Origin of the sequence: Streptomyces bambusae (genome assembly GCF_019400985.1) — a bacterium.
GTDB classification, from domain to species: domain Bacteria; phylum Actinomycetota; class Actinomycetes; order Streptomycetales; family Streptomycetaceae; genus Streptomyces; species Streptomyces bambusae_A.
Genome location: NZ_WTFF01000108.1, coordinates 1 through 22,462, shown reverse-complemented (window position 1 = coordinate 22,462; position 22,462 = coordinate 1). Strand labels below are relative to the sequence as shown.

The 22,462-nt window shown below is 70.6% G+C and carries 21 protein-coding genes, 5 tRNA genes and 1 pseudogene; 6 read left to right on the top strand and 21 right to left on the bottom strand.

From position 1 onward, the window contains the following. Nucleotides 1-590 (bottom strand): DAK2 domain-containing protein (locus GPJ59_RS16850; protein ID WP_308120334.1); only part of this gene is annotated, 590 nt, incomplete at its 3' end. A gap of 189 nt (nucleotides 591-779) precedes the next feature. On the opposite strand from GPJ59_RS16850, the gene rpmB reads away from it, so the two are divergent. Beyond that, nucleotides 780-965: a 50S ribosomal protein L28 gene (rpmB, locus tag GPJ59_RS16845; RefSeq protein WP_064070327.1), complete on the top strand. Its 186-nt coding sequence runs from the start codon at nucleotides 780-782 to the stop codon at nucleotides 963-965. Nucleotides 966-1,103: 138 nt separating this feature from the next. Here rpmB and thiD read toward each other — a convergent pair whose 3' ends face one another. Both thiD and GPJ59_RS16835 read right to left on the bottom strand, forming a co-directional pair. Next, on the bottom strand, nucleotides 1,104-1,910 hold the full coding sequence (thiD, locus tag GPJ59_RS16840; RefSeq protein ID WP_219667960.1) for a bifunctional hydroxymethylpyrimidine kinase/phosphomethylpyrimidine kinase: 807 nt from the start codon (nucleotides 1,908-1,910) through the stop codon (nucleotides 1,104-1,106). After that, entirely contained in the window at nucleotides 1,907-2,887 is a 981-nt protein-coding gene (locus GPJ59_RS16835) for a thiamine-phosphate kinase (RefSeq protein ID WP_219667959.1), read from the bottom strand. The genes thiD and GPJ59_RS16835 overlap by 4 nt, the downstream gene beginning before the upstream one ends. 230 nt (nucleotides 2,888-3,117) lie before the next feature. Here GPJ59_RS16835 and GPJ59_RS16830 point away from each other — a divergent pair, with 230 nt between their 5' ends. Together GPJ59_RS16830 and GPJ59_RS16825 are read left to right on the top strand one after the other, a co-directional pair. Continuing rightward, nucleotides 3,118-3,351 (top strand): Lrp/AsnC ligand binding domain-containing protein, encoded by a 234-nt coding sequence (locus GPJ59_RS16830; RefSeq protein WP_219667958.1) that lies wholly within the window; start codon nucleotides 3,118-3,120, stop codon nucleotides 3,349-3,351. A gap of 23 nt (nucleotides 3,352-3,374) precedes the next feature. Next, the gene (locus GPJ59_RS16825) at nucleotides 3,375-3,866 is read left to right on the top strand and encodes a DUF3515 domain-containing protein (RefSeq protein WP_219667963.1); all 492 of its coding nucleotides are present in this window, start codon (nucleotides 3,375-3,377) and stop codon (nucleotides 3,864-3,866) included. A gap of 232 nt (nucleotides 3,867-4,098) precedes the next feature. On the opposite strand, the gene GPJ59_RS16820 is transcribed toward GPJ59_RS16825, so the two are convergent. The 3 genes from GPJ59_RS16820 to GPJ59_RS16810 are packed head-to-tail and all read right to left on the bottom strand — an operon-like array spanning nucleotide 4,099 to nucleotide 7,055. After that, on the bottom strand, nucleotides 4,099-5,256 hold the full coding sequence (locus tag GPJ59_RS16820) for a D-alanine--D-alanine ligase family protein (protein WP_219667957.1): 1,158 nt from the start codon (nucleotides 5,254-5,256) through the stop codon (nucleotides 4,099-4,101). Between the two features lie 39 nt (nucleotides 5,257-5,295). Beyond that, nucleotides 5,296-6,306 carry an NAD(P)H-dependent glycerol-3-phosphate dehydrogenase gene (locus GPJ59_RS16815; RefSeq protein WP_219667956.1) on the bottom strand — a complete coding sequence of 337 codons (1,011 nt, stop codon included), beginning with the start codon at nucleotides 6,304-6,306 and terminating at the stop codon, nucleotides 5,296-5,298. Then, complete coding sequence (locus tag GPJ59_RS16810; RefSeq protein WP_219667955.1) at nucleotides 6,303-7,055, bottom strand: lysophospholipid acyltransferase family protein; 753 nt, start codon at nucleotides 7,053-7,055, stop codon at nucleotides 6,303-6,305. The genes GPJ59_RS16815 and GPJ59_RS16810 overlap by 4 nt, the downstream gene beginning before the upstream one ends. 145 nt (nucleotides 7,056-7,200) lie before the next feature. On the opposite strand from GPJ59_RS16810, the pseudogene cofC reads away from it, so the two are divergent. Further along, nucleotides 7,201-7,845 (top strand): annotated as a pseudogene (cofC, locus tag GPJ59_RS16805) (2-phospho-L-lactate guanylyltransferase); the annotation flags it as partial. Between the two features lie 364 nt (nucleotides 7,846-8,209). Here cofC and GPJ59_RS16800 read toward each other — a convergent pair. The 4 genes from GPJ59_RS16800 to leuC all read right to left on the bottom strand — a co-directional run bounded on the left by GPJ59_RS16800 (nucleotide 8,210) and on the right by leuC (nucleotide 11,421). Further along, complete coding sequence (locus GPJ59_RS16800) at nucleotides 8,210-8,887, bottom strand: HU family DNA-binding protein (RefSeq protein WP_219667953.1); 678 nt, start codon at nucleotides 8,885-8,887, stop codon at nucleotides 8,210-8,212. A gap of 144 nt (nucleotides 8,888-9,031) precedes the next feature. Continuing rightward, complete coding sequence (locus tag GPJ59_RS16795; protein ID WP_219667952.1) at nucleotides 9,032-9,259, bottom strand: hypothetical protein; 228 nt, start codon at nucleotides 9,257-9,259, stop codon at nucleotides 9,032-9,034. 137 nt (nucleotides 9,260-9,396) lie between these two features. After that, the gene (gene leuD / locus GPJ59_RS16790) at nucleotides 9,397-9,990 is read right to left on the bottom strand and encodes a 3-isopropylmalate dehydratase small subunit (protein WP_219667951.1); all 594 of its coding nucleotides are present in this window, start codon (nucleotides 9,988-9,990) and stop codon (nucleotides 9,397-9,399) included. Nucleotides 9,991-9,996: 6 nt separating this feature from the next. Continuing rightward, nucleotides 9,997-11,421: a 3-isopropylmalate dehydratase large subunit gene (gene leuC, locus GPJ59_RS16785; protein ID WP_219667950.1), complete on the bottom strand. Its 1,425-nt coding sequence runs from the start codon at nucleotides 11,419-11,421 to the stop codon at nucleotides 9,997-9,999. 140 nt (nucleotides 11,422-11,561) lie between these two features. On the opposite strand from leuC, the gene ndgR reads away from it, so the two are divergent. After that, nucleotides 11,562-12,278 (top strand): IclR family transcriptional regulator NdgR, encoded by a 717-nt coding sequence (gene ndgR / locus GPJ59_RS16780; protein ID WP_150951308.1) that lies wholly within the window; start codon nucleotides 11,562-11,564, stop codon nucleotides 12,276-12,278. Between the two features lie 193 nt (nucleotides 12,279-12,471). Here ndgR and GPJ59_RS16775 read toward each other — a convergent pair whose 3' ends face one another. The 11 genes from GPJ59_RS16775 to GPJ59_RS16725 form a co-directional block, all read right to left on the bottom strand. After that, complete coding sequence (locus GPJ59_RS16775; protein ID WP_219667949.1) at nucleotides 12,472-15,096, bottom strand: tyrosine-protein kinase family protein; 2,625 nt, start codon at nucleotides 15,094-15,096, stop codon at nucleotides 12,472-12,474. Between the two features lie 20 nt (nucleotides 15,097-15,116). Then, nucleotides 15,117-15,434: a hypothetical protein gene (locus tag GPJ59_RS16770; protein ID WP_219667948.1), complete on the bottom strand. Its 318-nt coding sequence runs from the start codon at nucleotides 15,432-15,434 to the stop codon at nucleotides 15,117-15,119. A 225-nt stretch (nucleotides 15,435-15,659) separates the two neighbouring features. Continuing rightward, nucleotides 15,660-15,732: transfer RNA gene (locus GPJ59_RS16765), tRNA-Glu, on the bottom strand. Nucleotides 15,733-15,756: 24 nt separating this feature from the next. Beyond that, nucleotides 15,757-15,828: transfer RNA gene (locus GPJ59_RS16760), tRNA-Gln, on the bottom strand. Between the two features lie 18 nt (nucleotides 15,829-15,846). Further along, nucleotides 15,847-15,922 (bottom strand) — tRNA-Glu (locus GPJ59_RS16755). 61 nt (nucleotides 15,923-15,983) lie between these two features. Continuing rightward, nucleotides 15,984-16,056: transfer RNA gene (locus GPJ59_RS16750), tRNA-Glu, on the bottom strand. Nucleotides 16,057-16,077: 21 nt separating this feature from the next. Further along, nucleotides 16,078-16,149, bottom strand: a tRNA-Gln gene (locus GPJ59_RS16745). Nucleotides 16,150-16,241: 92 nt separating this feature from the next. After that, complete coding sequence (locus tag GPJ59_RS16740) at nucleotides 16,242-16,970, bottom strand: HAD family hydrolase (RefSeq protein ID WP_219667947.1); 729 nt, start codon at nucleotides 16,968-16,970, stop codon at nucleotides 16,242-16,244. 90 nt (nucleotides 16,971-17,060) lie between these two features. Continuing rightward, nucleotides 17,061-18,539: a glutamate--tRNA ligase gene (gene gltX / locus GPJ59_RS16735; RefSeq protein WP_219667946.1), complete on the bottom strand. Its 1,479-nt coding sequence runs from the start codon at nucleotides 18,537-18,539 to the stop codon at nucleotides 17,061-17,063. Further along, the gene (locus GPJ59_RS16730; RefSeq protein ID WP_219667945.1) at nucleotides 18,532-19,320 is read right to left on the bottom strand and encodes a fumarylacetoacetate hydrolase family protein; all 789 of its coding nucleotides are present in this window, start codon (nucleotides 19,318-19,320) and stop codon (nucleotides 18,532-18,534) included. The genes gltX and GPJ59_RS16730 overlap by 8 nt, the downstream gene beginning before the upstream one ends. A gap of 107 nt (nucleotides 19,321-19,427) precedes the next feature. Then, the gene (locus GPJ59_RS16725; RefSeq protein WP_219667962.1) at nucleotides 19,428-19,610 is read right to left on the bottom strand and encodes a hypothetical protein; all 183 of its coding nucleotides are present in this window, start codon (nucleotides 19,608-19,610) and stop codon (nucleotides 19,428-19,430) included. 558 nt (nucleotides 19,611-20,168) lie between these two features. Here GPJ59_RS16725 and GPJ59_RS16720 point away from each other — a divergent pair. After that, on the top strand, nucleotides 20,169-22,462 hold a 2,294-nt coding region (locus GPJ59_RS16720), incomplete at its 3' end, for a sensor histidine kinase (protein ID WP_308120333.1).

The window sequence follows — 22,462 nt, the reverse complement described above, 5'->3', positions numbered from 1 at the left end:
GGGTCATGGGCGGCGCCGGCGCTCCGCACGGCGGTGCCGGCGGCCTCGGCGGCGGCCCGGGCGACGGTGAGCATGGTGCCCTCGACGGGGTGCGCGACGGCCTCGTAGGCGGACTCGGCGGCCCGGGCCAGGGCCCGCGCCAGCCGCCCGCCCGGTCCGGCACTGGAAACGGCATCGGCATCGGCATCGGCATCGACCCCGGTCCCGGTCCCGGTGCTGCCGTCCGTGCCCAGGACGTCGGCCATCCCGAGCAGCAGCTGGGCGAGGATCGTGCCCGAGTTCCCCCGGGCCCCTATGAGGGCGCCGTGCGCGTACGCCCGTACCGCTGCGGCGAGGGAGGCCTCCGGTGTGCCGTGCGTCACCCGGGCGCGGGCGGCCTCGACCTCGCGGGCGGCGGATTCGGCGGTCAGGTAGAGGTTGGTGCCGGTGTCGGCGTCCGCGACCGGGAAGACGTTGATGGCGTCGATGTCCGCGCGGGCCTGCCCGAGGGCGGCCACGGCCAGCGAACTCCACGTGCGCACCGCGTCGGCGTCGAGGGTGTGCGACTCGTGGGGCACCGGGCGTTCCTCCTCGTGCGGGCTGGGGTTCACCGCAGGGTAACGAAGGCCGGGGCGGCGGCAGCGGGGTCCATGGTAGTTTTCTTGAACGGGAGCAGCCGTTGTATGCTGCTCCGGTTGCCCGACGAGAGTCGGGCCATTCCCCCGGCAAGCCACTTCAGATCTCTGATTCCGGTGCGCCGGAAATAACCGTAAGTGCATCTGAAGTCTTTGGAGTGACCTGTGGCTGCCAACTGCGACGTTTGCGGCAAGGGGCCGGGCTTCGGCAACAACATCTCGCACTCGCACCGCCGTACGTCCCGTCGCTGGAACCCGAACATCCAGCGCGTTCGTGCCGTGGTCAGTGGGACGCCGAAGCGCCTCAACGCCTGCACCTCGTGCATCAAGGCCGGCAAGGTCTCGCGCTGACGCTCCCGTCGTAGCGCAGCCCTTCTCGGTTGCCAGGAAGGCCGGTCCACCTCGGTGGACCGGCCTTTTGCCTTGCCTGCGTACGGTCGGTGCGGGCGCGCGTGAACCCGTGCGCGCGCCCGCCCGCGCCGGACTTCTCTATGCCCGGCCCCGCCACTGCCAGGCGTGGTCCACCGGGCCGATCCCGTCGCCGAGCCGGAAGCCGGCGGCTATGGCTCCGGTGACGTACTCCTTGGCCGCCGTCACGGCCGCCGGTACCGCCAGCCCCTTCGCCAGCCCCGCCGCGATCGCACTGGCCAGGGTGCAGCCCGTGCCGTGCGTGTGCCGGTTGTCGTGCCGGGGCGCCCGCAGCCACAGCTGCTCGGCGCCGTCGGTGAGCAGGTCCACGGCCTCGTGCCCGGCGCCCAGGTGCCCGCCCTTGACCAGCACCCAGCGCGGGCCGTACCCGAGGACGGCGTCGGCGGCCCGCCGCATGGCGTCCTCGGTCGCCACCCGCACCCCCGTCAGCCACTCCACCTCGTCCAGGTTGGGCGTGGCCACGGTGGCGCGGGGCAGCAGCTCCTTGCGTACGGCGTCCAGCGCGGAGGCGGCCAGCAGCGCGTCCCCGTGCTTGGAGACGCCCACGGGGTCCACGACGGCCGGGGCGGGGGTGCCGGCCAGCAGCCCCGCCACGGTCTCCACCAGCGCGGCGGAGGACAGCATGCCGGTCTTGACGGCGTCCACCCCGATGTCGTCGGCGACGGCCCGGTACTGGGCCGTGACGGCCTCGGCGGGCAGCTCCCAGGCCCCGTGCACCCCGAGCGAGTTCTGGGCGGTCACGGCGGTGAGCACGCTCATCCCGTGCACGCCGAGCGCCAGCATCGTCTTGAGGTCGGCCTGGATGCCCGCGCCGCCGCCGGAGTCCGATCCGGCGACGGTCAGGCACAGCGCGGGCGCGGGCGTCATCGCACGTGCTCCTCGGCGGGGTCACCGCCGAAGTGGTCCCAGCCGGCGGTGCTGGTCCAGGGGGCGCCGTCCACGGTCACCTGGGGCTGCGCGGTGGGGTGGAGGACCTCGCCGATGACCTTCCAGCGGGCGGGCAGCTTCACGTCCGGCGGGAAGGTGGCGACGATCGCGTGGTCCTCCCCGCCGGTCAGCACCCACTGCAGCGGGTCCACGCCGACGGCCTGGCCGATGTCGTGCATCTGCGTCGGGATGTCGACCGCGCTGGAGCGGACGTCGATGCGGACCTTGCTCGCCTCGGCGATGTGCCCGAGGTCGGCGATCAGGCCGTCGCTGACGTCGGTCATGGCGGTCGCGCCGAGCCCGGCCGCGGCGGGGCCCGCGTGGTACGGCGGCTCGGGGCGGCGGTGCGCCTCGACGAAGGCCCGCGGGGAGCGGAAGCCGCGGGAGAGCACGGCGAAGCCGGCCGCGGACCAGCCGAGCCAGCCGGTGACGGCGACCACGTCGCCGGGCTGGGCGCCGGAGCGGGTGACCGGCTCGTGGTTGCGCAGGTCGCCGAGGGCGGTGATGGCGACGGTGATGGTGTCGCCGCGGACGACGTCGCCGCCGACCACGGCGGCGCCGGCGACCTGGCACTCGTCGCGCAGGCCGTCCATCAGCTCGGTGGGCCAGGTGACCGGCAGTTCGGCCGGCACCACCAGGCCCAGCAGCAGTGCGGTGGGCACGGCGCCCATGGCGGCGATGTCGGCGAGGTTCTGGGCGGCGGCCTTGCGGCCGACGTCGTAGGCCGTGGACCAGTCGCGCCGGAAGTGCCGGCCCTCCAGCAGGATGTCCGTACTGGCCACGACGCGCCGGTCGGGGGCCGACACCACCGCGGCGTCGTCACCGGGCCCCAGCCGGACCGCCGGGGTGGTGGTGAGCCGGGAGGTGAGCTCCCTGATGAGCCCGAACTCTCCCAGCTCGCCCACAGTGCCCTTCATCGCTGTGCTCCTTCTGGCCCAGTCAGCTTGCGGTCGCGAGCCGTCACAGCTCTGGGTACCGTCAACAGATACGTCAACTTCTGCTCTCCGTACGCCCCGCAGCGCGCGCCGTCGATCACCCGGGTCTCCCCGTGGCGGGCGGCGACGCGGTACCGTGGCGTCCCTTCGCCCCCGGGACATCCCACCCCGAGGGTAGGGGAAATGCTCCTCGTGGCCGTCCTGGAGGTTCCGTGGTACAGGCGTACATCCTCATCCAGACCGAGGTGGGCAAGGCGTCCGTCGTCGCCGAGTCCATCTCCCAGATCCAGGGGGTGATCCAGGCCGAGGACGTGACGGGGCCGTACGACGTGATCGTGCGGGCCCAGGCCGACACCGTGGACGAGCTCGGCCGCATGGTGGTCGCCAAGGTCCAGCAGGTGGAAGGGATCACCCGCACCCTGACCTGCCCGGTGGTCCATCTGTAGCCCCCGTCTAGTCTTGGCCGGTGATGTCCCTCCACCGCCGGCCCCTCCGTCTGCCCGCCCTGATGGTCCTGCTCGCCCTCGCGGGCTGTGCCCCGGGCACGGTCACGGCCCGGGTGGATCCTCCGCCCGCGCCGCCCACCGAGGTCGCGGGGCTCTGTGCCGCGCTGCACAGGAAGCTCCCCGATCGGGTGGCCGGTCTGGAGCGGAGCACGACCGAGCCGGACTCCGACCTGACCGCCGCGTGGGGCGGCTCGGCGATCGTACTGCGGTGCGGTATCCCCAAGCCCCCCAAGATGGCCGATCCGCAGCAGGAGGGCATCCACGTCAACGGGGTGGCCTGGCTGCTGGAGCCGCTCTCCGAGCAGGAGGGCGGCGGATTCAGGTTCACCACCGGGATGCGGCGGGCGTACACCGAGGTCGTGGTCGACAAGGCGCACGCCACCGAGGCGGGGATGCTGGTCGGGCTCTCCGCCGCTGTCGCCGAGACCGTCCCGGAGGGGATCGCGGACTACTGAACGCGCAGCGACTGCTGAACGCGCACCGGCCGCTGACCGCGCACCGAACCGCCCGCCGGACGGAATCCGGCGGGCGGTTCGGTGCGTCCACGGGTGTCGGCGCCATCGCCGGCGTGTGCCGCGTGACCGCGCCCCGTCAGGGCGCGGGACTGCATCGACAGCGGCTCCGTCGCGTGGGCGCGACCGGCCGCGGACGGCGCGCGGTCCTGCTGCCACGCCTCCCGCGGAGCGCTCAGCGCAGGCCCGTGGAGCGGCGCAGGGCCGCCTGGATCAGGCGGTCGACCAGCTCCGGGTAGCTGACGCCGGTCTCCTGCCACATCCGCGGGTACATCGAGATCGGCGTGAAACCGGGCATGGTGTTGATCTCGTTGATCACGAAGGTGCCGTCCTCGGTGAGGAAGAAGTCGGCACGCACCAGGCCCTCGCAGGAGGCCGCCTCGAAGGCGTCGACCGCCAGGCGCTGCACCTGCGCGGTCTGCTCGGGGGTCAGCGGGGCGGGCACGATCCCGGAGGCGGAGTCGATGTACTTCGCCTCGAAGTCGTAGAAGTCGTGGCTGGAGACGGGCGGGATCTCGGCGGGGACGCTGGCGCGCGGGCCGTCCTCGAACTCCAGGACGCCGCACTCGATCTCGCGGCCGCGCAGCAGCGCCTCCACGATGATCTTCGGGTCGTGGCGCTGGGCCTCCTCGATCGCCTCGTCCAGGCCGGCCAGGTCGTCGACCTTGGTGATGCCGATGGAGGAGCCGGCCCGGGCGGGCTTCACGAACAGCGGCCAGCCGTGCTCGCCGGCGAAGTCGACGATCTTCTTGCGGGCGGCGGCGGGGTCGAGCTCCCACTCGCGGGGGCGGACGGTGACGTACGGGCCGACGGCCAGCCCGAACGAGGTGAACACCCGCTTCATGTACTCCTTGTCCTGGCCGACGGCCGAGGCGAGCACGCCCGAGCCGACGTACGGGACGCCGGAGAGCTCCAGCAGGCCCTGGAGGGTGCCGTCCTCGCCGTACGGGCCGTGGAGCATCGGGAACACCACGTCGACCTCGCCCAGCGCCTTGGGCACGGCGCCGGGCTCGGTGTAGACGACCTCGCGGTTGGCGGGGTCGACCGGGAGCACGACGCCGCCCTCGGCGGACTCGGCGAGCTCGGCGACGCTCGGGAGCTTGCGGTCGGTGATGGCCATCCGCTCCGGCTCGTCGGCGGTCAGCGCCCACCGGCCGTCGGTGGTGATGCCGATGGGCAGCACCTCGTACTTGGAGCGGTCGATGGAGCGCAGAACGGCGCCCGCCGTGACGACCGAGATGGCGTGTTCGGAGCTGCGGCCGCCGAACACGACGGCCACGCGCGGCTTGCGACGCTGCTGCTCAGGGCTCTGGGAGGAGGTCTCGCTGCTCATATCGCGTTGAGACTACCCGCTCGGTGGCACGGGAAGGTGTCAGCGGCGTTCCGGTTTCGCACTCCGGGCCATCAGGTCCTTCAGCGCGAGCAGCGGCGGCTTGCCGTTGTGGACGATGTCCACGACCGTGTCGGTGATCGGCATGTCGACCCCGTGGCGGCGGGCCAGATCGGCCACCGACTCGCAGGACTTGACCCCCTCCGCGGTCTGCTTGGTGACCGCGATGGTCTCCTCCAGGGTCATCCCGCGGCCCAGGTTGGTGCCGAAGGTGTGGTTCCGGGAGAGCGGCGAGGAGCAGGTCGCGACCAGGTCGCCGAGTCCGGCGAGGCCGGAGAAGGTCAGCGGGTCGGCTCCCATCGCCAGGCCCAGCCGGGTCGTTTCGGCCAGGCCGCGGGTGATGAGGGAGCCCTTGGTGTTGTCGCCCAGGCCCATGCCGTCGGCGATGCCGACGGCGAGGCCGATGACGTTCTTGACCGCTCCGCCGAGTTCGCAGCCGACCACGTCGGTGTTGGTGTACGGGCGGAAGTACGGGGTGTGGCAGGCGGCCTGGAGGCGCTGGGCGACGGCCTCGTCGGAGCAGGCGACGACGGAGGCCGCGGGCTGCCGGGCGGCGATCTCGCGGGCCAGGTTGGGCCCGGTGACCACGGCGACGCGGTGGGCGGGGACCTTGGCGACCTCCTCGATGACCTCGCTCATCCGCTTGGCGGTGCCGAGTTCGATGCCCTTCATCAGGGAGACGAGCACGGTGTCGGGGGCCAGCAGCGGCGCCCACTCGGCGAGGTTGCCGCGCAGGGTCTGGGAGGGGATGGCCAGGACCGTGAAGTCGGCGCCGGCCGCGGCCTCGGCCGGGTCGGTGGTGGCGCGCACGTTCGGGGGCAGCTCCACGCCGGGGAGGTAGTCCGGGTTGGTGTGCGTGGCGTTGACGGCGTCGACGAGTTCCCGGCGGCGGGCCCACAGGGTCACATCGCAGCCGGCGTCGGCCAGCACCATGGCGAACGCGGTACCCCAGGAGCCGGTTCCGAAGACGGCTGCCTTCACGGGACGTGTCACTTCGTGCCCTCCCCCGCGGCCTTGCGCCGCTGTTCCGCCCTGGCCTTGCGGTGGTCGTACGGCTGCGCGGGCGCCTGCTCGCCGCGCAGCTCCTCCAGCAGCTCCGTGATGGCCGCCATGATGGTCTCGGTGGCCTGCTTGAGGACCTCCGGCGTGGGTTCGCGGTCGTAGTACGGCGAGAGGTCCACGGGCGGCCCGGCGAGCACCCGGAGGGTCTTGCGGGGGAACAGGCTGACCTTGTTCTCCTTGGCGTACGGCGGCATCGCCAGGTTGGCGCCCCACTGGGCCACGGGGATGACGGGGGCCTTGGTGAGCAGGGCGATCCGGGCGGCGCCGGTCTTGCCGGCCATGGGCCACACGTCGGGGTCGCGGGTGATGGTGCCCTCGGGGTAGATCGCCACGCATTCGCCGCGCTCGATGGCGTCCACGGCGGCCCGGAACGCGTCCAGGGCGTTGGTGGTCTCGCGGTAGACGGGGATCTGCCCGGTGCCGTGCAGGATCGACCCGACGAAGGGGGTCCGGAACAGTGCGGCCTTCGCCAGGAAGCGGGGCACCCGGCCGGTGTTGTACTGGTAGTGCGCGTAGGAGAGCGGGTCCAGGTACGAGTTGTGGTTGACGGCGGTGATGAATCCCCCGTCCGCCGGCATGTGCTCCATTCCGCGCCAGTCCCGCTTGAACAGCACTACCAGCGGCGGTTTTGCGATGACCGCCGCCAGGCGGTACCAGAAGCCGATTCTGCGGCGGGACACGCGTGCACCTTCCTTCTTCTGCCGGATGCGGATGAGGAGCATCCGGTGGGCCGGACAAGTGTCGCCCCGGGTCCGGCCTGTGTCGAGAACACCGTACGCCCCGCTCGCGCCGGCGGGCCCACGGGCCGCTCTGAGGGGGGTGACAATGGCCCGACACGTGTACGAGCGAAGGGGGAGGGCCACGGACGGCGTCTGGAGCCTGGTGGTGCCGCTGAAGCCGCTCTCGGTGGCCAAGAGCCGCCTGGCCGCTGCCGTGGGGGCGGACCGGCCGGGGCTGGCCCTGGCGTTCGCGCAGGACACCGTGGCGGGGGCGCTGGCCTGCGCTGCGGTGCGGGATGTGGTGGTGGTCACGGACGATCCGCTGGCCGGGGCGGAACTGGCGGTGCTGGGGGCGCGGATCCTGCCGGACGCCCCGGCGGGCGGGCTCAACGCGGCGCTGGCCCACGGGGCGCGGGCGGTGCGCGCGGGGCGGCCGCGGGCGGCGGTGGCGGCGATGAACGCCGATCTGCCGTCACTTCGGCCGGTGGAATTGCTACGCGTGCTCGAAACGGCGGAAGGATTTCCGCGGGCATTTCTGGCGGATGCGGCGGGAATCGGGACGACACTGCTTTCCGCGGCTCCGGAGACGGAATTGGCACCCGCGTTCGGGGGTCCGTCACGGGTCCGGCATTCGGCGTCGGGCGCGGTGGAAATCGCCCGGCCGGACGTGGAGAGCGTGCGGCGGGACGTGGACACGGGGGCGGACCTGCGGGCGGCGGCGACCCTCGGCCTGGGCGCCTACACCGCCCGATACAGTGCCCGTATGCAGGCGACCGCGTACACGTACGACTCCCAGACCCGCAGCGGCAGTGTGCTGCTGGACGACGGCACCCCGGTCCGCTTCGAGGCCCCGGCGTTCGACGCGGGCGGCCTGCGGATGCTGCGCCCGGGGCAGCGGGTGCGGATCGAGACGGAGGGCGAGGGGTCGGCGCTGCGGATCACGCTGATCACCCTGCAGACCTTCTGAGCAGGCCTTCTGCGCGGGCCTGCTGCACGGGCCTTCCGCACGGGCCTTCCGCACGGGCCTTCCACACGGGCCTTCCGGGACCGGGCCGGGACACCGCGGGCCGGCTTCCCCGGTGGGGAAGCCGGCCCGGCGTGTGTGACGAGCGGCCCTACTTCTTGCGGGCCGTGGTCTTCTTCGCGGTGGTGGTCTTGCGTGCCGTCGTCTTCTTGGCCGGCGCCTTCTTCGCGACGGCCTTCTTGGCCGGCGCCGTCTTCTTGGCGGTGGCCTTCTTGGCCGCGGTGGTCTTGGCCGCCGTGGTCTTCTTCGCCGCCGCCGTGGTCTTCTTGGCGGCCGTCGTCGTCTTCTTCGCCGCCGCCGTGGTCTTCTTCACGACGGCCTTCTTCGCCGCGGCGGTCTTGGCGGTGACCGCCTTCTTGGCCGGCGCCGCCTTCTTCGCGACGGCCTTCTTGGCCGCGGCCTTCTTGACCGTCGCGCGGCCGCCGGCGGCCGCCGCCATCAGGCTGCCCTTGGGCGCCTTCTTCACGGCCACCTCGTCACCCTTGGGGAGCTTCTTGGTGCCGCTGACCAGGTCCTTGAAGCCCTGACCGGCGCGGAAGCGGGGTACCGAGGTCTTCTTGACCCGCACGCGCTCACCCGTCTGCGGGTTACGGGCGTACCGGGCCGGACGGTCCACCTTCTCGAACGAGCCGAAGCCCGTGACCGAGACCCGGTCGCCCGCGACCACCGCGCGGACCATCGCGTCGAGTACGGCGTCGACAGCGTCAGCGGCCTGCTGGCGGCCGCCGAGCTTGTCGGCAATCGCTTCTACGAGCTGCGCCTTGTTCACGTCTTCCCCTTCGGAGACATCGCCAGAACGAATGTGTTCAAGCTTATTTCGCACGTTAGGCGGATATATACCGCAAATCAAACACGAAACGGGCTTATCACCCTAGTGCCGCAACGGTATGGACCGTTGCGGAGTTCCTTCGCATCAGTCGCCTTCAGGGAATCGACCCTCGTCAAGGTCCTTCATCAACCTGTCCAGGCGCCTTGCCGCATCGGCGAGATCGTGCTTCGCCGCGGCCGTGACGACCAACAGCTTCCGGGACAGCGCCATCCTTACGCCCTCCGGGACTTGCAGTGAGCGCACCCTTGCGTGTGCTTCTTTCAACCGGTCCGCGACGAGTTCGTAGAGCTCGAGTTGACTGTCGCGTTCCATGCACAGATTGTGCCATCTGGGGCGAGTTGTCGCCTCACAGGGCCTCAACAAACGCCTGCGCCCCCCGCCGGAGGGCGGGGGGCGCAGTGCGCGGCGGGTGATCACCCGAAGGTGGATAAGCGCTGATCAGACCTGAATCACAGGGCAATCGTGCGCGGCTTGAACGCGGGCCGGGCGCTTTCGTACCGGGCGATGTCGGCTTCGTTCTGAAGGGTGAGGGAGATGTCGTCCAGACCCTCCAGCAGCCGCCAGCGCGCGTTGTCGTCGAGCTCGAACTCCGCCTCGACGCCCTCCGCGCGGACCTGCCGGGCGACGAGGTCGACGGTGATCTCGGCGGTCGGGTCGGCCTCGGTCAGCGCCCACAGCCGGTCGACGGTCTCCTGCGGCAGAACGACGGTCAGCAGGCCGTTCTTGAGGGAGTTGCCGCGGAAGATGTCGGCGAAGCGCGAGGAGATGACGGCCTTGAAACCGAAGTTCTGCAGCGCCCACACGGCATGCTCGCGGGAGGAGCCGGTGCCGAAGTCGGGGCCGGCGACCAGGACGGTCGCGCCCTGGCGCTCGGGGCGGTTGGTGATGAACTCGGGGTCCTTGCGCCAGGCCTCGAAGAGCCCGTCCTCGAACCCGTCGCGGGTGATCTTCTTCAGCCAGTGGGCCGGGATGATCTGGTCGGTGTCGACGTTGCTGCGGCGCAGCGGGACGGCCCGGCCGGTGTGCGTGGTGAAGGCTTCCATGGGTGATCAGACTCCGGCGGTCGCGGGGGCGTCGGTCAGGTCGGCGGGCGAGGCCAGGTGGCCCAGCACCGCGGTGGCCGCGGCCACCTGCGGGGAGACCAGGTGGGTACGCCCGCCCTTGCCCTGCCGGCCCTCGAAGTTGCGGTTGGAGGTGGACGCGGAGCGCTCGCCCGGGGCCAACTGGTCGGGGTTCATGCCCAGGCACATCGAGCAGCCCGCGTGCCGCCATTCGGCGCCGGCCTCCTTGAAGACCTTGTCCAGGCCTTCCTCGACGGCCTGCAGGGCGACCCGGACGGAGCCGGGGACGACCAGCATCCGTACGCCGTCGGCGACTTTGCGGCCCTCGATGACGCCCGCGACCGCACGCAGGTCCTCGATGCGGCCGTTGGTGCAGGAACCTACGAAGACGGTGTCGACCTTGATGTCGCGCAGCGGCTGCCCGGCGGTCAACCCCATGTACTCCAGGGCCTTTTCGGCGGCCAGGCGCTCCGAAGCGTCCTCGTACGAAGCCGGGTCGGGGACGGCGGAGGACAGCGGCGCGCCCTGTCCCGGGTTGGTGCCCCAGGTGACGAACGGGGACAGCGAGGCGCCGTCGATGACGACCTCGGCGTCGAAGACCGCGTCGTCGTCGGTGCGCAGGGTCTTCCAGTAGGCGACCGCGTCGTCCCAGTCCTGGCCCTGCGGGGCGTGGTCGCGGCCCTCGAGGTAGTCGAACGTGGTCTGGTCCGGCGCGATCATGCCCGCCCGGGCGCCGGCCTCGATCGACATGTTGCAGATGGTCATGCGGGACTCCATCGAGAGCTTCTCGATGGCCTCGCCGCGGTACTCCAGGACGTAGCCCTGGCCGCCGCCGGTGCCGATCTTCGCGATGATCGCCAGGATCAGGTCCTTGGCGGTGACGCCCTCGGGCAGCTCGCCCGTGACGGTGATCGCCATCGTCTTCGGGCGGGCCAGCGGCAGCGTCTGCGTGGCCAGGACGTGCTCGACCTGGCTGGTTCCGATGCCGAAGGCCAGGGCGCCGAAGGCACCGTGCGTGGAGGTGTGGGAGTCGCCGCAGACCACGGTGGTGCCCGGCTGGGTCAGGCCCAGCTGCGGTCCCACCACGTGGACGACGCCCTGCTCGACGTCGCCCAGCGGGTGCAGCCGGACACCGAACTCGGCGCAGTTCTTGCGGAGGGTCTCCAGCTGGGCCCGGGAGACCGGGTCCGCGATGGGCTTGTCGATGTCGAGGGTGGGGGTGTTGTGGTCCTCGGTCGCGATGGTGAGATCGAGCCGGCGGACCTTGCGACCGCTGTGCCGCAGCCCGTCGAAGGCCTGCGGGCTGGTCACCTCGTGCAGCAGGTGAAGATCGATGAAGAGGAGGTCGGGCTCGCCCTCTGCGCGCCGGACGACATGGTCGTCCCAGACCTTCTCCGCGAGTGTCCTACCCATCGCTTTCCCTCCGGCCGACGTCTGCGTCGGCACTTCTCGAAGCCCGTGTCGCGGGCCGACCGGCGCCCGCAACACCACCTTCGCAAGTTCCCGGGAAATTTGAACTTGCGTTTCACAGTGTGAGACGTGAATATCGTTGCATGGACAACTCTAGCGGCGTCGGCGTTCTCGACAAGGCAGCTCTGGTTTTGAGCGCACTGGAGTCCGGTCCGGCCACCCTCGCCGGGCTGGTCGCGGCGACAGGGCTCGCACGACCCACGGCACATCGCCTGGCCGTGGCACTGGAACACCACCGGATGGTGGCGAGGGACATGCAGGGCCGGTTCATCCTCGGTCCGCGGCTGGCAGAGCTTGCCGCCGCGGCCGGTGAGGACCGCCTGCTGGCCACGGCGGGACCGGTACTCACCCACCTCCGTGACGTGACGGGCGAGAGCGCGCAGCTCTACCGTCGTCAGGGAGACATGCGCATCTGCGTGGCGGCCGCGGAGCGGCTGTCCGGCCTGCGGGACACCGTCCCGGTGGGCTCCACGCTGACGATGAAGGCGGGATCCTCCGCGCAGATCCTCATGGCCTGGGAGGAGCCCGAGCGGCTCCACCGGGGCCTGCAGGGGGCGCGCTTCACGGCGACGGCCCTGTCGGGCGTACGGCGCCGCGGCTGGGCCCAGTCGATCGGCGAGCGGGAGCCCGGCGTGGCGTCCGTCTCGGCGCCCGTCAGGGGCCCCTCGAACCGCGTGGTGGCCGCCGTGTCGGTCTCCGGGCCGATCGAGCGGCTGACCCGGCACCCGGGCCGGATGCACGCCCAGGCGGTGATCGACGCCGCGGCCCGCCTCTCGGAAGCCCTCCGCCGCGCCGGCTGACCCTCGCCCCCGCAATTCCTCCCACTCCCCCGTCCCCGGCCGGGGGCGCCCCCGACGCCGCACACGTCCAGTCAGGCGCCCCCGGCCTTCTTCGTGCCCGCCGGGCCCCGCAGACGCGTACCGCTGTCCGCGGCCCGGCACTCAGACGCGTCCTCCGCCGCCGGAGCACGCAGTCGGCTGCGGGCGGCCGAGGTCAGATGGGGCCTCGCCGCGTGACACCCAAGCCCCACCGGTAGAGGTCCGGCACCCGGAACAGGCGCGTGGAGCTGTCGCTCTCCATGGGAGCGAGCAGCCCGACCTCCTGCGCGAGGCCGACGAGGTCTTCCTGCACGCCCGAGAGATTGGCTTCGAGGTGGTCCTCCGCGACCGGGGTGCGTCCGTAGTCACGCAGGACCGAGGCAAGGCCCTGGAGCTCCTGGAACTCTTCGTCCAGCAGGGCGGACAGCGCCTGTTCGCTGACTTCCTCCAGACTCACGGCAAGGCTGCGCGGACGCAGGACCGACCGCTCGTAGCTGCTGCGCCTCTCCTCGTCGCGCTCCCACTTCAAGGCAGCGGCGAAGATCTGCAGCAGGGCTCGCGGCGAGTGGTCCCCATTGCCGTCGGCAAGCCGGTTCCACACCCAGTTGGCAGTGAATGCGGTGCGCTCGCCGCGCATGCGCTCTCCGACGAGGGCGTTCCAGGCGAGTGCCACTTGCTCAGGGCTCCAGGAGGCCACGTCGGCATCGACCAGCGCCTTGTCGGTCTCCTCGAGGAGGAGCCGGAAGGCGTCTGCCCGGATCGCCCGCTTGAGAACGACCTTGAAGTACTCTTCGCGCTCTTCCCACTGCAGTCGCTTCGACAGACCGAAGAAGTGGCTCTTGTTCTCGAAGCGCAGGCCCTGCCAGATGTCGAGGCGAACGAGGATCTTGAATCGGACCTTCTCGAGCCTCGGAGCGAGATCCGCCTGCTTCATCAGCAGCCCGGAGATCGCAGAAGCGCGGGTTCTGCGCGCGTCCGCGGAATGGCCGAAGGCGGTATCGAGGCCGTCGAACAGCAACAGCAGTCCCGAGTCCTGGGCTACGTCGAACCGACGCAGCCATTCCCCGCACGCCAGGGGGCCCATGGGGTCGCGCAGGACCTCTGCGACGCACCTCACGGTGGCGAACTCGCCGTCGTCGACGTGCTCCATGGCCGGATGGGGTGCGTCCAGCTCGGAGGGCAACTCCTGGGTCCGGTAGACGGCCAGGGCGACGAGAACCTGCCAGAAGCTCCCCCACTCCAGACCTTCGGCGTTCAGCACGCCCTCCACTGCCTTGTAGGCGTCCGGACTGAATGACCAGTCGGGGCGCTCACGAAGCTGCGGCGTGGTGACGAGTACGGGAGTCCACCCCTCGAGCCGCCCGGCAGCCAGCCACCGGAAGAGCGCCGTCTTGCCCGTGCCCTTGCGTCCGAGGATCAGCGGGACCTGCGGATCCGCGGTCTCGTTCACCTGGCGCGTCACCACGTAGTCCTGCAGAAAATCCGCACTGTCCAAGGACTCCGCGGTACCGGTGGAGAAGGACAGCTGCCGGAGGGCCGCCGCCTTGCGCTCGGACGACTGGCGCTGCCCGGCCCGTTCCGGCGCCGGCTCGGGAACGATCTGGAGAATCCAGTCGGCGATTCGAGCGTAGGGCGCCAGCTGCCCCTGGCTGGTGGCCACCGTGTCCGAGAACGCGACGTCCGGGTTGTACGGCACCACGTGGGTGATCTCCTCCGGGCTCAGGGGAGGAGCGTCGTGCCGGCCCGCGGCGAGGGGGTCCAGCCACCCCTCCACCCAGGTCTTGGCGCGCTCGGCCAGCCGGGTGGCACTGATGCCCGGCGGCATCGGCGACACGACGAACCTCGGTTCCGGCGTGAGGGGGCGCTCCGCCCGGCGCCGCGTGGTCGACCGCAGAAGGGCCCGCGTCAGCAGTTCCGTGCCGCTGCGGGCCTGGCCGTGGGGGTGGAAACAGACGACGGCCATGTCGGAGACGTCGAAGAGCAGGGGGGCGGCCACCGGGCTCACCCCGGTCCGGGAGTCGATGAGGATGACGTCCGGCCGCAGGTTCGATCCACGCACGTCGTCGATCAGTCGGTGAAGTGCGTTGATGCGCTCCCGGTACCAGATCTCCGGCTCCAGTGAACGCAGCTGCGCCGCGTACTGGCTTCCGAGCCGTCCCGCGGGCATGCAGTAGAGGCGTCCCGAGTCGTCCACCGGAAGCACGTGGTCGAGGACGGGGCAGTCCGCCGCGAATTCGTACTGCAGGAGAGCCGACACCGCTCCCTGGTCCGGTTCGACCCGGTCCTCGATACCGAACAGGGTGTCGAGGCCCGGCGCTTCCAGGTCCATGTCGATGCACACGACCTTCAAGCCGTGCTCGCCGCTCAGTTTGCGGGCCACCGCCGCGAGTGCCGTGCTGCGTCCCACGCCGCCCTTGAGGCTGTAGAACGTGACCACGGGCGCCGATTCGAGGTCATCGTCGAGGTCGCTGGCGAAGGTGATCTCCGAAACGTCCCCCCTCGATGCACGGTCCAGGGCTGCCTGCCAGCCGGGAACGGGCGACTGCCCGTCGCTCAGCTCGCCGTACCACTCCGCCTCCGAGGGCGTGAGGATCTCCCAGGAGTACACCCGATCCGCCAGCGTCGGGGGCATCACGGAAACGACGCGGTCCTTCCGGGTGGCCTCGTCCCAGCCGTCGATGTCCTGCGACACCACACGGACCACAAGCCCTCCAGGATCGGACACCACCGTGACGTCGGCGGAGGGAAGCACGGAAAGGACCGCTGACCGGATCTCCGGATGCGAGTACTGCTCGGCCATGTGTTGCGCACTCTCCCTCATCATCGGCTTCCCCGGCCCTTGCCGCTCCGGTTCGACTCCGCCTGCCGGATCCGCCTCGTCACCCACTGTGCCAGCTCGCGGCCGCCCTTCAGCAGGTCGTGCGGGTCGGTGCCCTTCGGCAGCTGCGTCTCGTACCGGAGCTCCGTGCCCCAGTGCTCCAGGAACAGCGCCGCGTGGCCTCTGGCCGCGGGAAAGCCGGCCGAGTCCCACAGTCCGCGGAGGTTGTGCCCTTCGGCACCCCTGCGGGAGAAGCGGATCCCGCGGAGGTGGAGGAGGTGTTTGAGTTTGCACTCCACCACATAGCCTGCGAGATACACGGCACCGAGTAGCAGACTGCGCTCTACGAGCACCTGTGCCTCATTGGCGCGCAGCCTGGCGACCTCATGGAAATTGCTCAATGCCCGGCCCCCCTCGTCCTCCCCGATCATTGTGGATGATCTCAGGCGACACCGGGACGGCGCTGGCTTTCGGGCGGTCGCATGCAGAAGCGCACGCAAACGGAAGGACCCTCCGTGATCATCACGGAGGGTCCTTCCTGTGCGTACCCCCGACCGGATTCGAACCGGCGCTACCGCCTTGAGAGGGCGGCGTGCTAGGCCGCTACACAACGGGGGCAAGATCTGAGAACTTCCAGATCAGCTGGCCTACCTGGACTCGAACCAAGACTAACTGAACCAGAATCAGTCGTGCTGCCAATTACACCATAGGCCACTGGTGGTATAAACCAGTTGGTACCCCCGACCGGATTCGAACCGGCGCTACCGCCTTGAGAGGGCGGCGTGCTAGGCCGCTACACAACGGGGGCCCTAGCGATCCTGCATCGAGGTGTCCGGGAGCTACCCAGGAGACCTCGCGGGAAGGATCTGTACCCCCGACCGGATTCGAACCGGCGCTACCGCCTTGAGAGGGCGGCGTGCTAGGCCGCTACACAACGGGGGCAAGCACTGCATGCGCACTGCGCTGGGGTACCAGGACTCGAACCTAGAACAACTGAACCAGAATCAGCCGTGTTGCCAATTACACCATACCCCACCAAAACTCAACCCTCCGTAGGGGGTTTCGTTCTGAGTGGCGCCTCCGTGGCTTCCGGCCTTTCGGCCCGCCCCGGCGGCGCAGAAAGAACATTACCGGATGCCTGACCGTGCTCCAAAACGGGTATGCCCGGCCAGCAGCTCCGGGAGCTGCGCGAGGTCCTCGATCCGGTGCACGCCCTCGGGAGTGCGACCCCGGCCGCCCGTGCGGTCCAGCCATACGGCGACCAGCCCGGCGTCCCTGGCCCCGCGGGCGTCGATCTCCGGCTGGTCCCCCACGTACGCCACCTCGCCCGGCTCCAGCCCCAGTGCCGTGCAGGCGGCCAGGAAGGCCCCGGCCTCGGGCTTGCTGACCCCGAGTTCGGCGGCGCACACCAGCACCTCGAAACGTTCCCGCAGGCCCAGGCTGCGCAGCTTGCGGTCCTGGTTGGGCAGGCTCGAATTGGAGAGCACCCCGTGCCGGTGCGTGCCGGCGAGGGCCTCTAGGGCGGGCAACACATCGGGGAAGAGCTCCCAGGAGGCCTCGTAGTGCTCCAGGTAGCCCTGGAACCAGGCGGCGGCCTCCTCATCGGCCATGGCGGGCCGCTCCAGGAAGTCCCGCACCCGGTCCCACCGCTGCTCCTCGAAGCCCGTCTCACCGGCGGCGAAGCGCGCCCAGTGCCGGTCGGTGGCCTCCCGCCAGCGCACGAGGGCCTGCGCCGGGCTCCCGTACCGCCCGCCGAGCCCCTGCTCGGCGAGATGGCGGGCCAGTCCCGCGGTGTCGGCACCGGTGTAGTCGAAGAGGGTGTCGTCGATGTCCCAGAGCACGGCGCTGATCGGCATGTGACCGACGCTACAACGCGACAGGCCCTCCATCACCCGGTTCGGGTGATGGAGGGCCTGTCGGACGTGACGAACGACTCAGCCGACGGGTCAGCCGGCGAGCTTCGCCAGGGTCGCGTCGATGCGGGCCAGGGTGCGGTCCTTGCCCAGGATCTCCAGGGACTCGAACAGCGGCAGGCCCACCGTGCGGCCGGTGACGGCGACGCGGACCGGGGCCTGGGCCTTGCCCAGCTTGAGGCCGTGGGCCTCGCCGGCGGTCAGGACGGCCTGCTTCAGGGCCTCCGCGGAGGTCCAGTCGGCGGCGGCGAGGTTCTCGCGGGCCGTCGCCAGCAGGGCCGCCGGCTCGCCCTTCATCGCCTTGTCCCAGGAGGCCTGGTCGAAGACCGGCTCGGGCAGGAAGAGGAAGTCCACGTTGGCCGTGATCTCCGACAGGACGGTCACACGGGTCTGGGCGTGCGGCGCGATGGCCTCCCAGGCGGCCTGGTCGAAGTCCTCCGGCGCCCACGGGGCGTGCGGGGCGCGCAGCCACGGGGTGCAGGCCTCGGCGAAGGCCTTCGGGTCGAGCCGGCGGATGTGCTCGGCGTTGATCGCCTCGCACTTCTTGAGGTCGAAGCGGGCCGGGTTGGCGTTCACGTCGGCGATGTCGAACTTCGCGACCATCTCGTCGATCGAGAACAGGTCCTGGTCGGCCGAGAAGGACCAGCCGAGGAGCGAGAGGTAGTTCAGCAGGCCCTCGGGCAGGAAGCCGCGCTCGCGGTAGAGGTTCAGCGAGGACTGCGGGTCGCGCTTGGAGAGCTTCTTGTTGCCCTCGCCCATGACGTACGGCAGGTGGCCGAAGGCGGGGATCTCCTTGGCGATGCCGAGCTCGATCAGCGCCTTGTACAGGGCGATCTGGCGGGGGGTGGAGGAGAGCAGGTCCTCGCCGCGCAGGACGTGGGTGATCTCCATGAGCGCGTCGTCGACCGGGTTGACCAGGGTGTACAGCGGCGCGCCGTTGGCCCGCAGGATGCCGTAGTCCGGCACGTTCTCCGGGGTGAAGGTCATCTCACCGCGGACCAGGTCGGTGAAGGTGATCGGCTCGTCGGGCATCCGGAAGCGCACGATCGGGGTGCGGCCCTCGGCCTCGTACGCGGCCTTCTGCTCGTCGGTCACGATGCGGCACATGCCGTCGTAGCCGGAGGCGCGGCCCTCGCGGCGGGCCAGCTCGCGGCGCTCGTCGAGCTCCTCGGCGGTGCAGTAGCAGTGGTACGCGTACCCGCCGTCGAGCAGCTTCTTCGCGACGTCCGCGTAGATGTCCATCCGCTGGGACTGCCGGTACGGGGCGTGCGGGCCGCCGACCTCGGGACCCTCGTCCCAGGTGAAGCCGAGCCACTTCAGCGAGTCCAGGAGCTGGGCGTACGACTCCTCGGAGTCGCGGGCCGCGTCGGTGTCCTCGATGCGGAAGACGAACGTGCCGCCGTGGTGGCGGGCGAACGCCCAGTTGAACAGGGCGGTGCGGACCAGGCCCACGTGGGGGTTGCCGGTCGGGGAGGGACAGAAACGTACGCGGACGGGGGTCGCGTTAGCCACGCTTGATCACCTTGTTGGTGAGAGTGCCGATGCCTTCGATGGTGACGGCGACCTCGTCGCCGACGTTGAGGGGGCCGACTCCGGCCGGGGTCCCCGTGAGGACGACGTCGCCGGGGAGCAGCGTCATGGCCTCGGTGATGTGGACGATCAGGTCCTCGATGGGGCGGATCATCTCGCTGGTGCGGCCGAGCTGGCGCTGTTCGCCGTTCACGGTGCACTGGATGGCCAGGTCGCCCGGGTCCAGGTCGGTCTCGATCCAGGGGCCGAGCGGGCAGGAGCTGTCGAAGCCCTTGGCCCGGGCCCACTGCTTCTCGCGCTGCTGGACGTCGCGCGCGGTGACGTCGTTGGCGCAGGTGTAGCCGAGGATCACGTCCTTGACGCGCTCGCGGGGCACCTCGCGGCACATGCGGCCGATGACCACGGCCAGCTCGGCCTCGTGGTGGAGCTCCTGCGAGAAGGAGGGGTAGGCGATCGGGTCCCCCGGGCCGACCACCGAGGTGGAGGGCTTGAAGAAGGTGATCGGGACGTCGGGGACCTCGTTGCCGAGCTCCGCCGCGTGCTCCGTGTAGTTGCGGCCGATGGCCACGACCTTGTTGGGGAGCACGGGCGGCAGCAGGCGGACCTTGCTCAGCGGGACCTTGGTCCCGGAGAGCTCGAAGTCGCCGAACGGGATGCCCTTGATGATGTCGAGGACGAGCTCGCCTTCGGCGCCGGGGGCGCTGTCGCCCTCGACCGCGCCGAAGGCGACGTTGCCGTCGATCGAGAACCTGGCGATGCGCACGTGTTGCGTCTGCCCCTTCTGGATGTCCGCTGGCTGGAGTCTGCGGACTCCAGGCTAACGCGGCGGGCAGGACCTGATCGCGTACGTCTCCCCGGGCGGCGGAGCGCCTACTGCGCGGCGGGGGCGGGCGCGTCCATCAGGACGGTGCGGCGCGGGTTGGCGGTCTGGGTGGGCAGCTCGACGGCGTGCTCCGGGGCCTCGGGCGCCTGCAGTTCCTCGGCGTCCTTCAGGTGGGCCAGGGTGGTGCGGCGCGGGTTGGCTATGTTGCGGAACATCATCGTCGTCTTCATCGGGGTATCGGGTTCCTCGGTCACGGGGCGGTTGTCGGATGGGCCATCCCTGTAAAGGCTCAGGCTAAACATCCGATTCCCCGCCAGAACCAGGAAGTATTGGCCACGAGCATGTGAGTTTGCTCACCAGCGAGCGGGCATTACGGACATAACACCTGGTCAACCCGGGTCCACGAAACGGACATTGCGCCACTGAATGCGCCATTCCGCTGCTGATCATTACGACTGGGACACCTGGACGATCTTGTCCGTAGATCCCAGTACGCCCGATTCACCCGGAAACCGCCTCCACATCGCGTAGCCCTTCCGTCACGCGGCGTGTCCAACGCTCCGTACGGGCCCGCGCACCTTGTTGGAGATCGAGCACTGTGCTGGAATTCGCGGGACCGCCGCGGGTGTCACCCGGCGCGCAAGGGGTGCTGAACCGCCGCGCGCGGCCTACGGAAAGGGGAGCCGCGCCGGTCACCGAAGACCACCATGGGGCCGCCGACGCCCCGCGATTCGACACCGTCCCTCCGCTCACCCGGCGGGACGCCTGGTCCAGAGGTTGCGACGCTAGTGCAGGGACGATTCAAGAGGGATGGCGCGGGGTCTGCCCCGGCCCGCCAGGGCCGCGGGGAAGCTGCGGCGGAGCAGGAGCCGCGCGGCGGGACCGACCGTGGTGCCTCACCCCAGCACGCCCAGAACCGCGGCCCGGCCGCCGGCGGCCCCGGCAACGGCCCCGACGCCTCCGCCGCTCAGGCGAAGGGCAGGGGCAAGGGCAAGGCCAAGGGCAGGAACAAGCCCGCCGCGGCGACGGACGAACCCGCCCCGCTGGACCAGGCGATACCCAAGGCCCCCGGTGGGTCCACCTCGCGTCTGCACATGCAGAACTGGCGCATCAGCACGCGACTGGTGTCGCTGCTGACCCTGCCGGTCGTCGCCGCCACCACCCTGGGTGGCTTCCGTATCAACGACTCGCTGAACAACATCGATCAGCTGGAGCACATGCAGCTCCTGACGACGATGACCCGGCAGGCCACCAACCTGGCCGCCATGCTCCAGGAGGAGCGGGACAAGTCCGCGGGTCCGCTGACGAACGACAGGTCGGGCCGGCCCAACAGCCTCGTCCAGGGTGTGCGCGACCAGACGGACACCGCGATGGCGGCCTTCGCCGCGGCGACCGACAAGATCGACACGCAGGAGGGCTCTGACGACACCCTCAAGTCGATCCGCAACAACGTCCTGCAGATCGGCCGCCAGCTCTCGGGCATCGAGGACATCCGCAAGAAGGCGTACCAGAACGGCGCCCAGCAGACCGTCACCGAGTACAACGCGCTGATCGTCTCGCTGCTCTCGCTCTCCCAGGACATGGCCCAGGCCACCTCCAGCCCGGAGATGATCAAGCGCACCCGCGCCCTGGCGGCCTTCTCCTCCGCCAAGGAGTACGCGTCCATCCAGCGCGCCATCATCGCCGCCTCGCTCCCCGAGAGCGGCGACCGGCAGGGCAAGCTGGAGGAGAACGACCGGCTGTACGCCTTCTCCGCGCTGCGCGGTGAGAGCCAGTCGAAGAAGACCTTCGAGCTCGTCTACCAGGGCAAGGCCGAGGAGCTCCTGCAGTCCCTCGGCGACGGCAACGCGGAGGTCGGCAGCGCCGACCACTACGCCCGCCGTGTGCTGAGCACCCAGGGGCAGTTCCTCAAGGAGAAGAACCGGTCCTGGATGGACTGGTACGACGCCGACGACACCAAGCTCGTGGCGATGAAGGTCATCGAGCTCACGCTGCTCGAGGACATGGAGCAGAAGGCCCGCGAGCTCAAGAACGAGTCGCAGCGCGACGCCATCATCAACGGTGCGCTGATCCTCCTCGTCCTCGGCGTCTCGCTCGTCGGCGCGTTCATCATGGCCCGGTCCATGATCCGCTCCCTGCGCCGCCTCCAGGACACCGCGACCCGGGTCGCCCAGGACCGCCTGCCCGAGCTCGTCAAGCAGCTCTCCGAGAGCGACCCGCAGGACGTGGACACCTCCGTGGAGTCCGTCGGCGTGCACTCGCGCGACGAGATCGGCCAGGTGGCCGCGGCCTTCGACGACGTGCACCGCGAGGCGGTCCGCCTCGCCGCCGAGCAGGCCCTCCTCCGGGGCAACGTCAACGCGATGTTCACCAACCTCTCGCGCCGTTCCCAGGGCCTCATCCAGCGCCAGCTCTCGCTCATCTCCGAGCTGGAGTCGCGCGAGGCCGACCCGGACCAGCTGTCCTCGCTCTTCAAGCTCGACCACCTCGCGACCCGTATGCGCCGTAACGGCGAAAACCTCCTCGTCCTCGCGGGCGAGGAGCCGGGCCGCCGCTGGACCCGCCCGGTCCCGCTGGTCGACGTCCTGCGCGCCGCCGCGTCCGAGGTGGAGCAGTACGAGCGCATCGAGCTCGCCGCGGTCCCGTCCACCGACGTGGCCGGCCGGGTCGTCAACGACCTCGTGCACCTCCTCGCCGAGCTGCTGGAGAACGCGACCTCGTTCTCCTCGCCGCAGACCAAGGTCAAGGTCACCGGTCACGCGCTGCCCGACGGCCGCGTGCTGGTCGAGATCCACGACACCGGCATCGGCCTGTCGCCGGAGGACCTCGCCGCGATCAACGAGCGGCTCGCCTCGCCGCCCACCGTGGACGTCTCGGTCTCCCGCCGCATGGGTCTGTTCGTGGTCGGCCGCCTGTCCCTGCGACACGGCATCCGCATCCAGCTGCGCCCCTCCGACTCCGGCGGCACCACGGCGCTCGTCATGCTCCCGGTCGACGTCGCCCAGGGCGGCCGCAAGCCCGGCCCGGGCGGTGCGGGCGGTCCCGGTGGCGCGCCCGGCGGCCCGGGTGCCCAGCAGGGCGG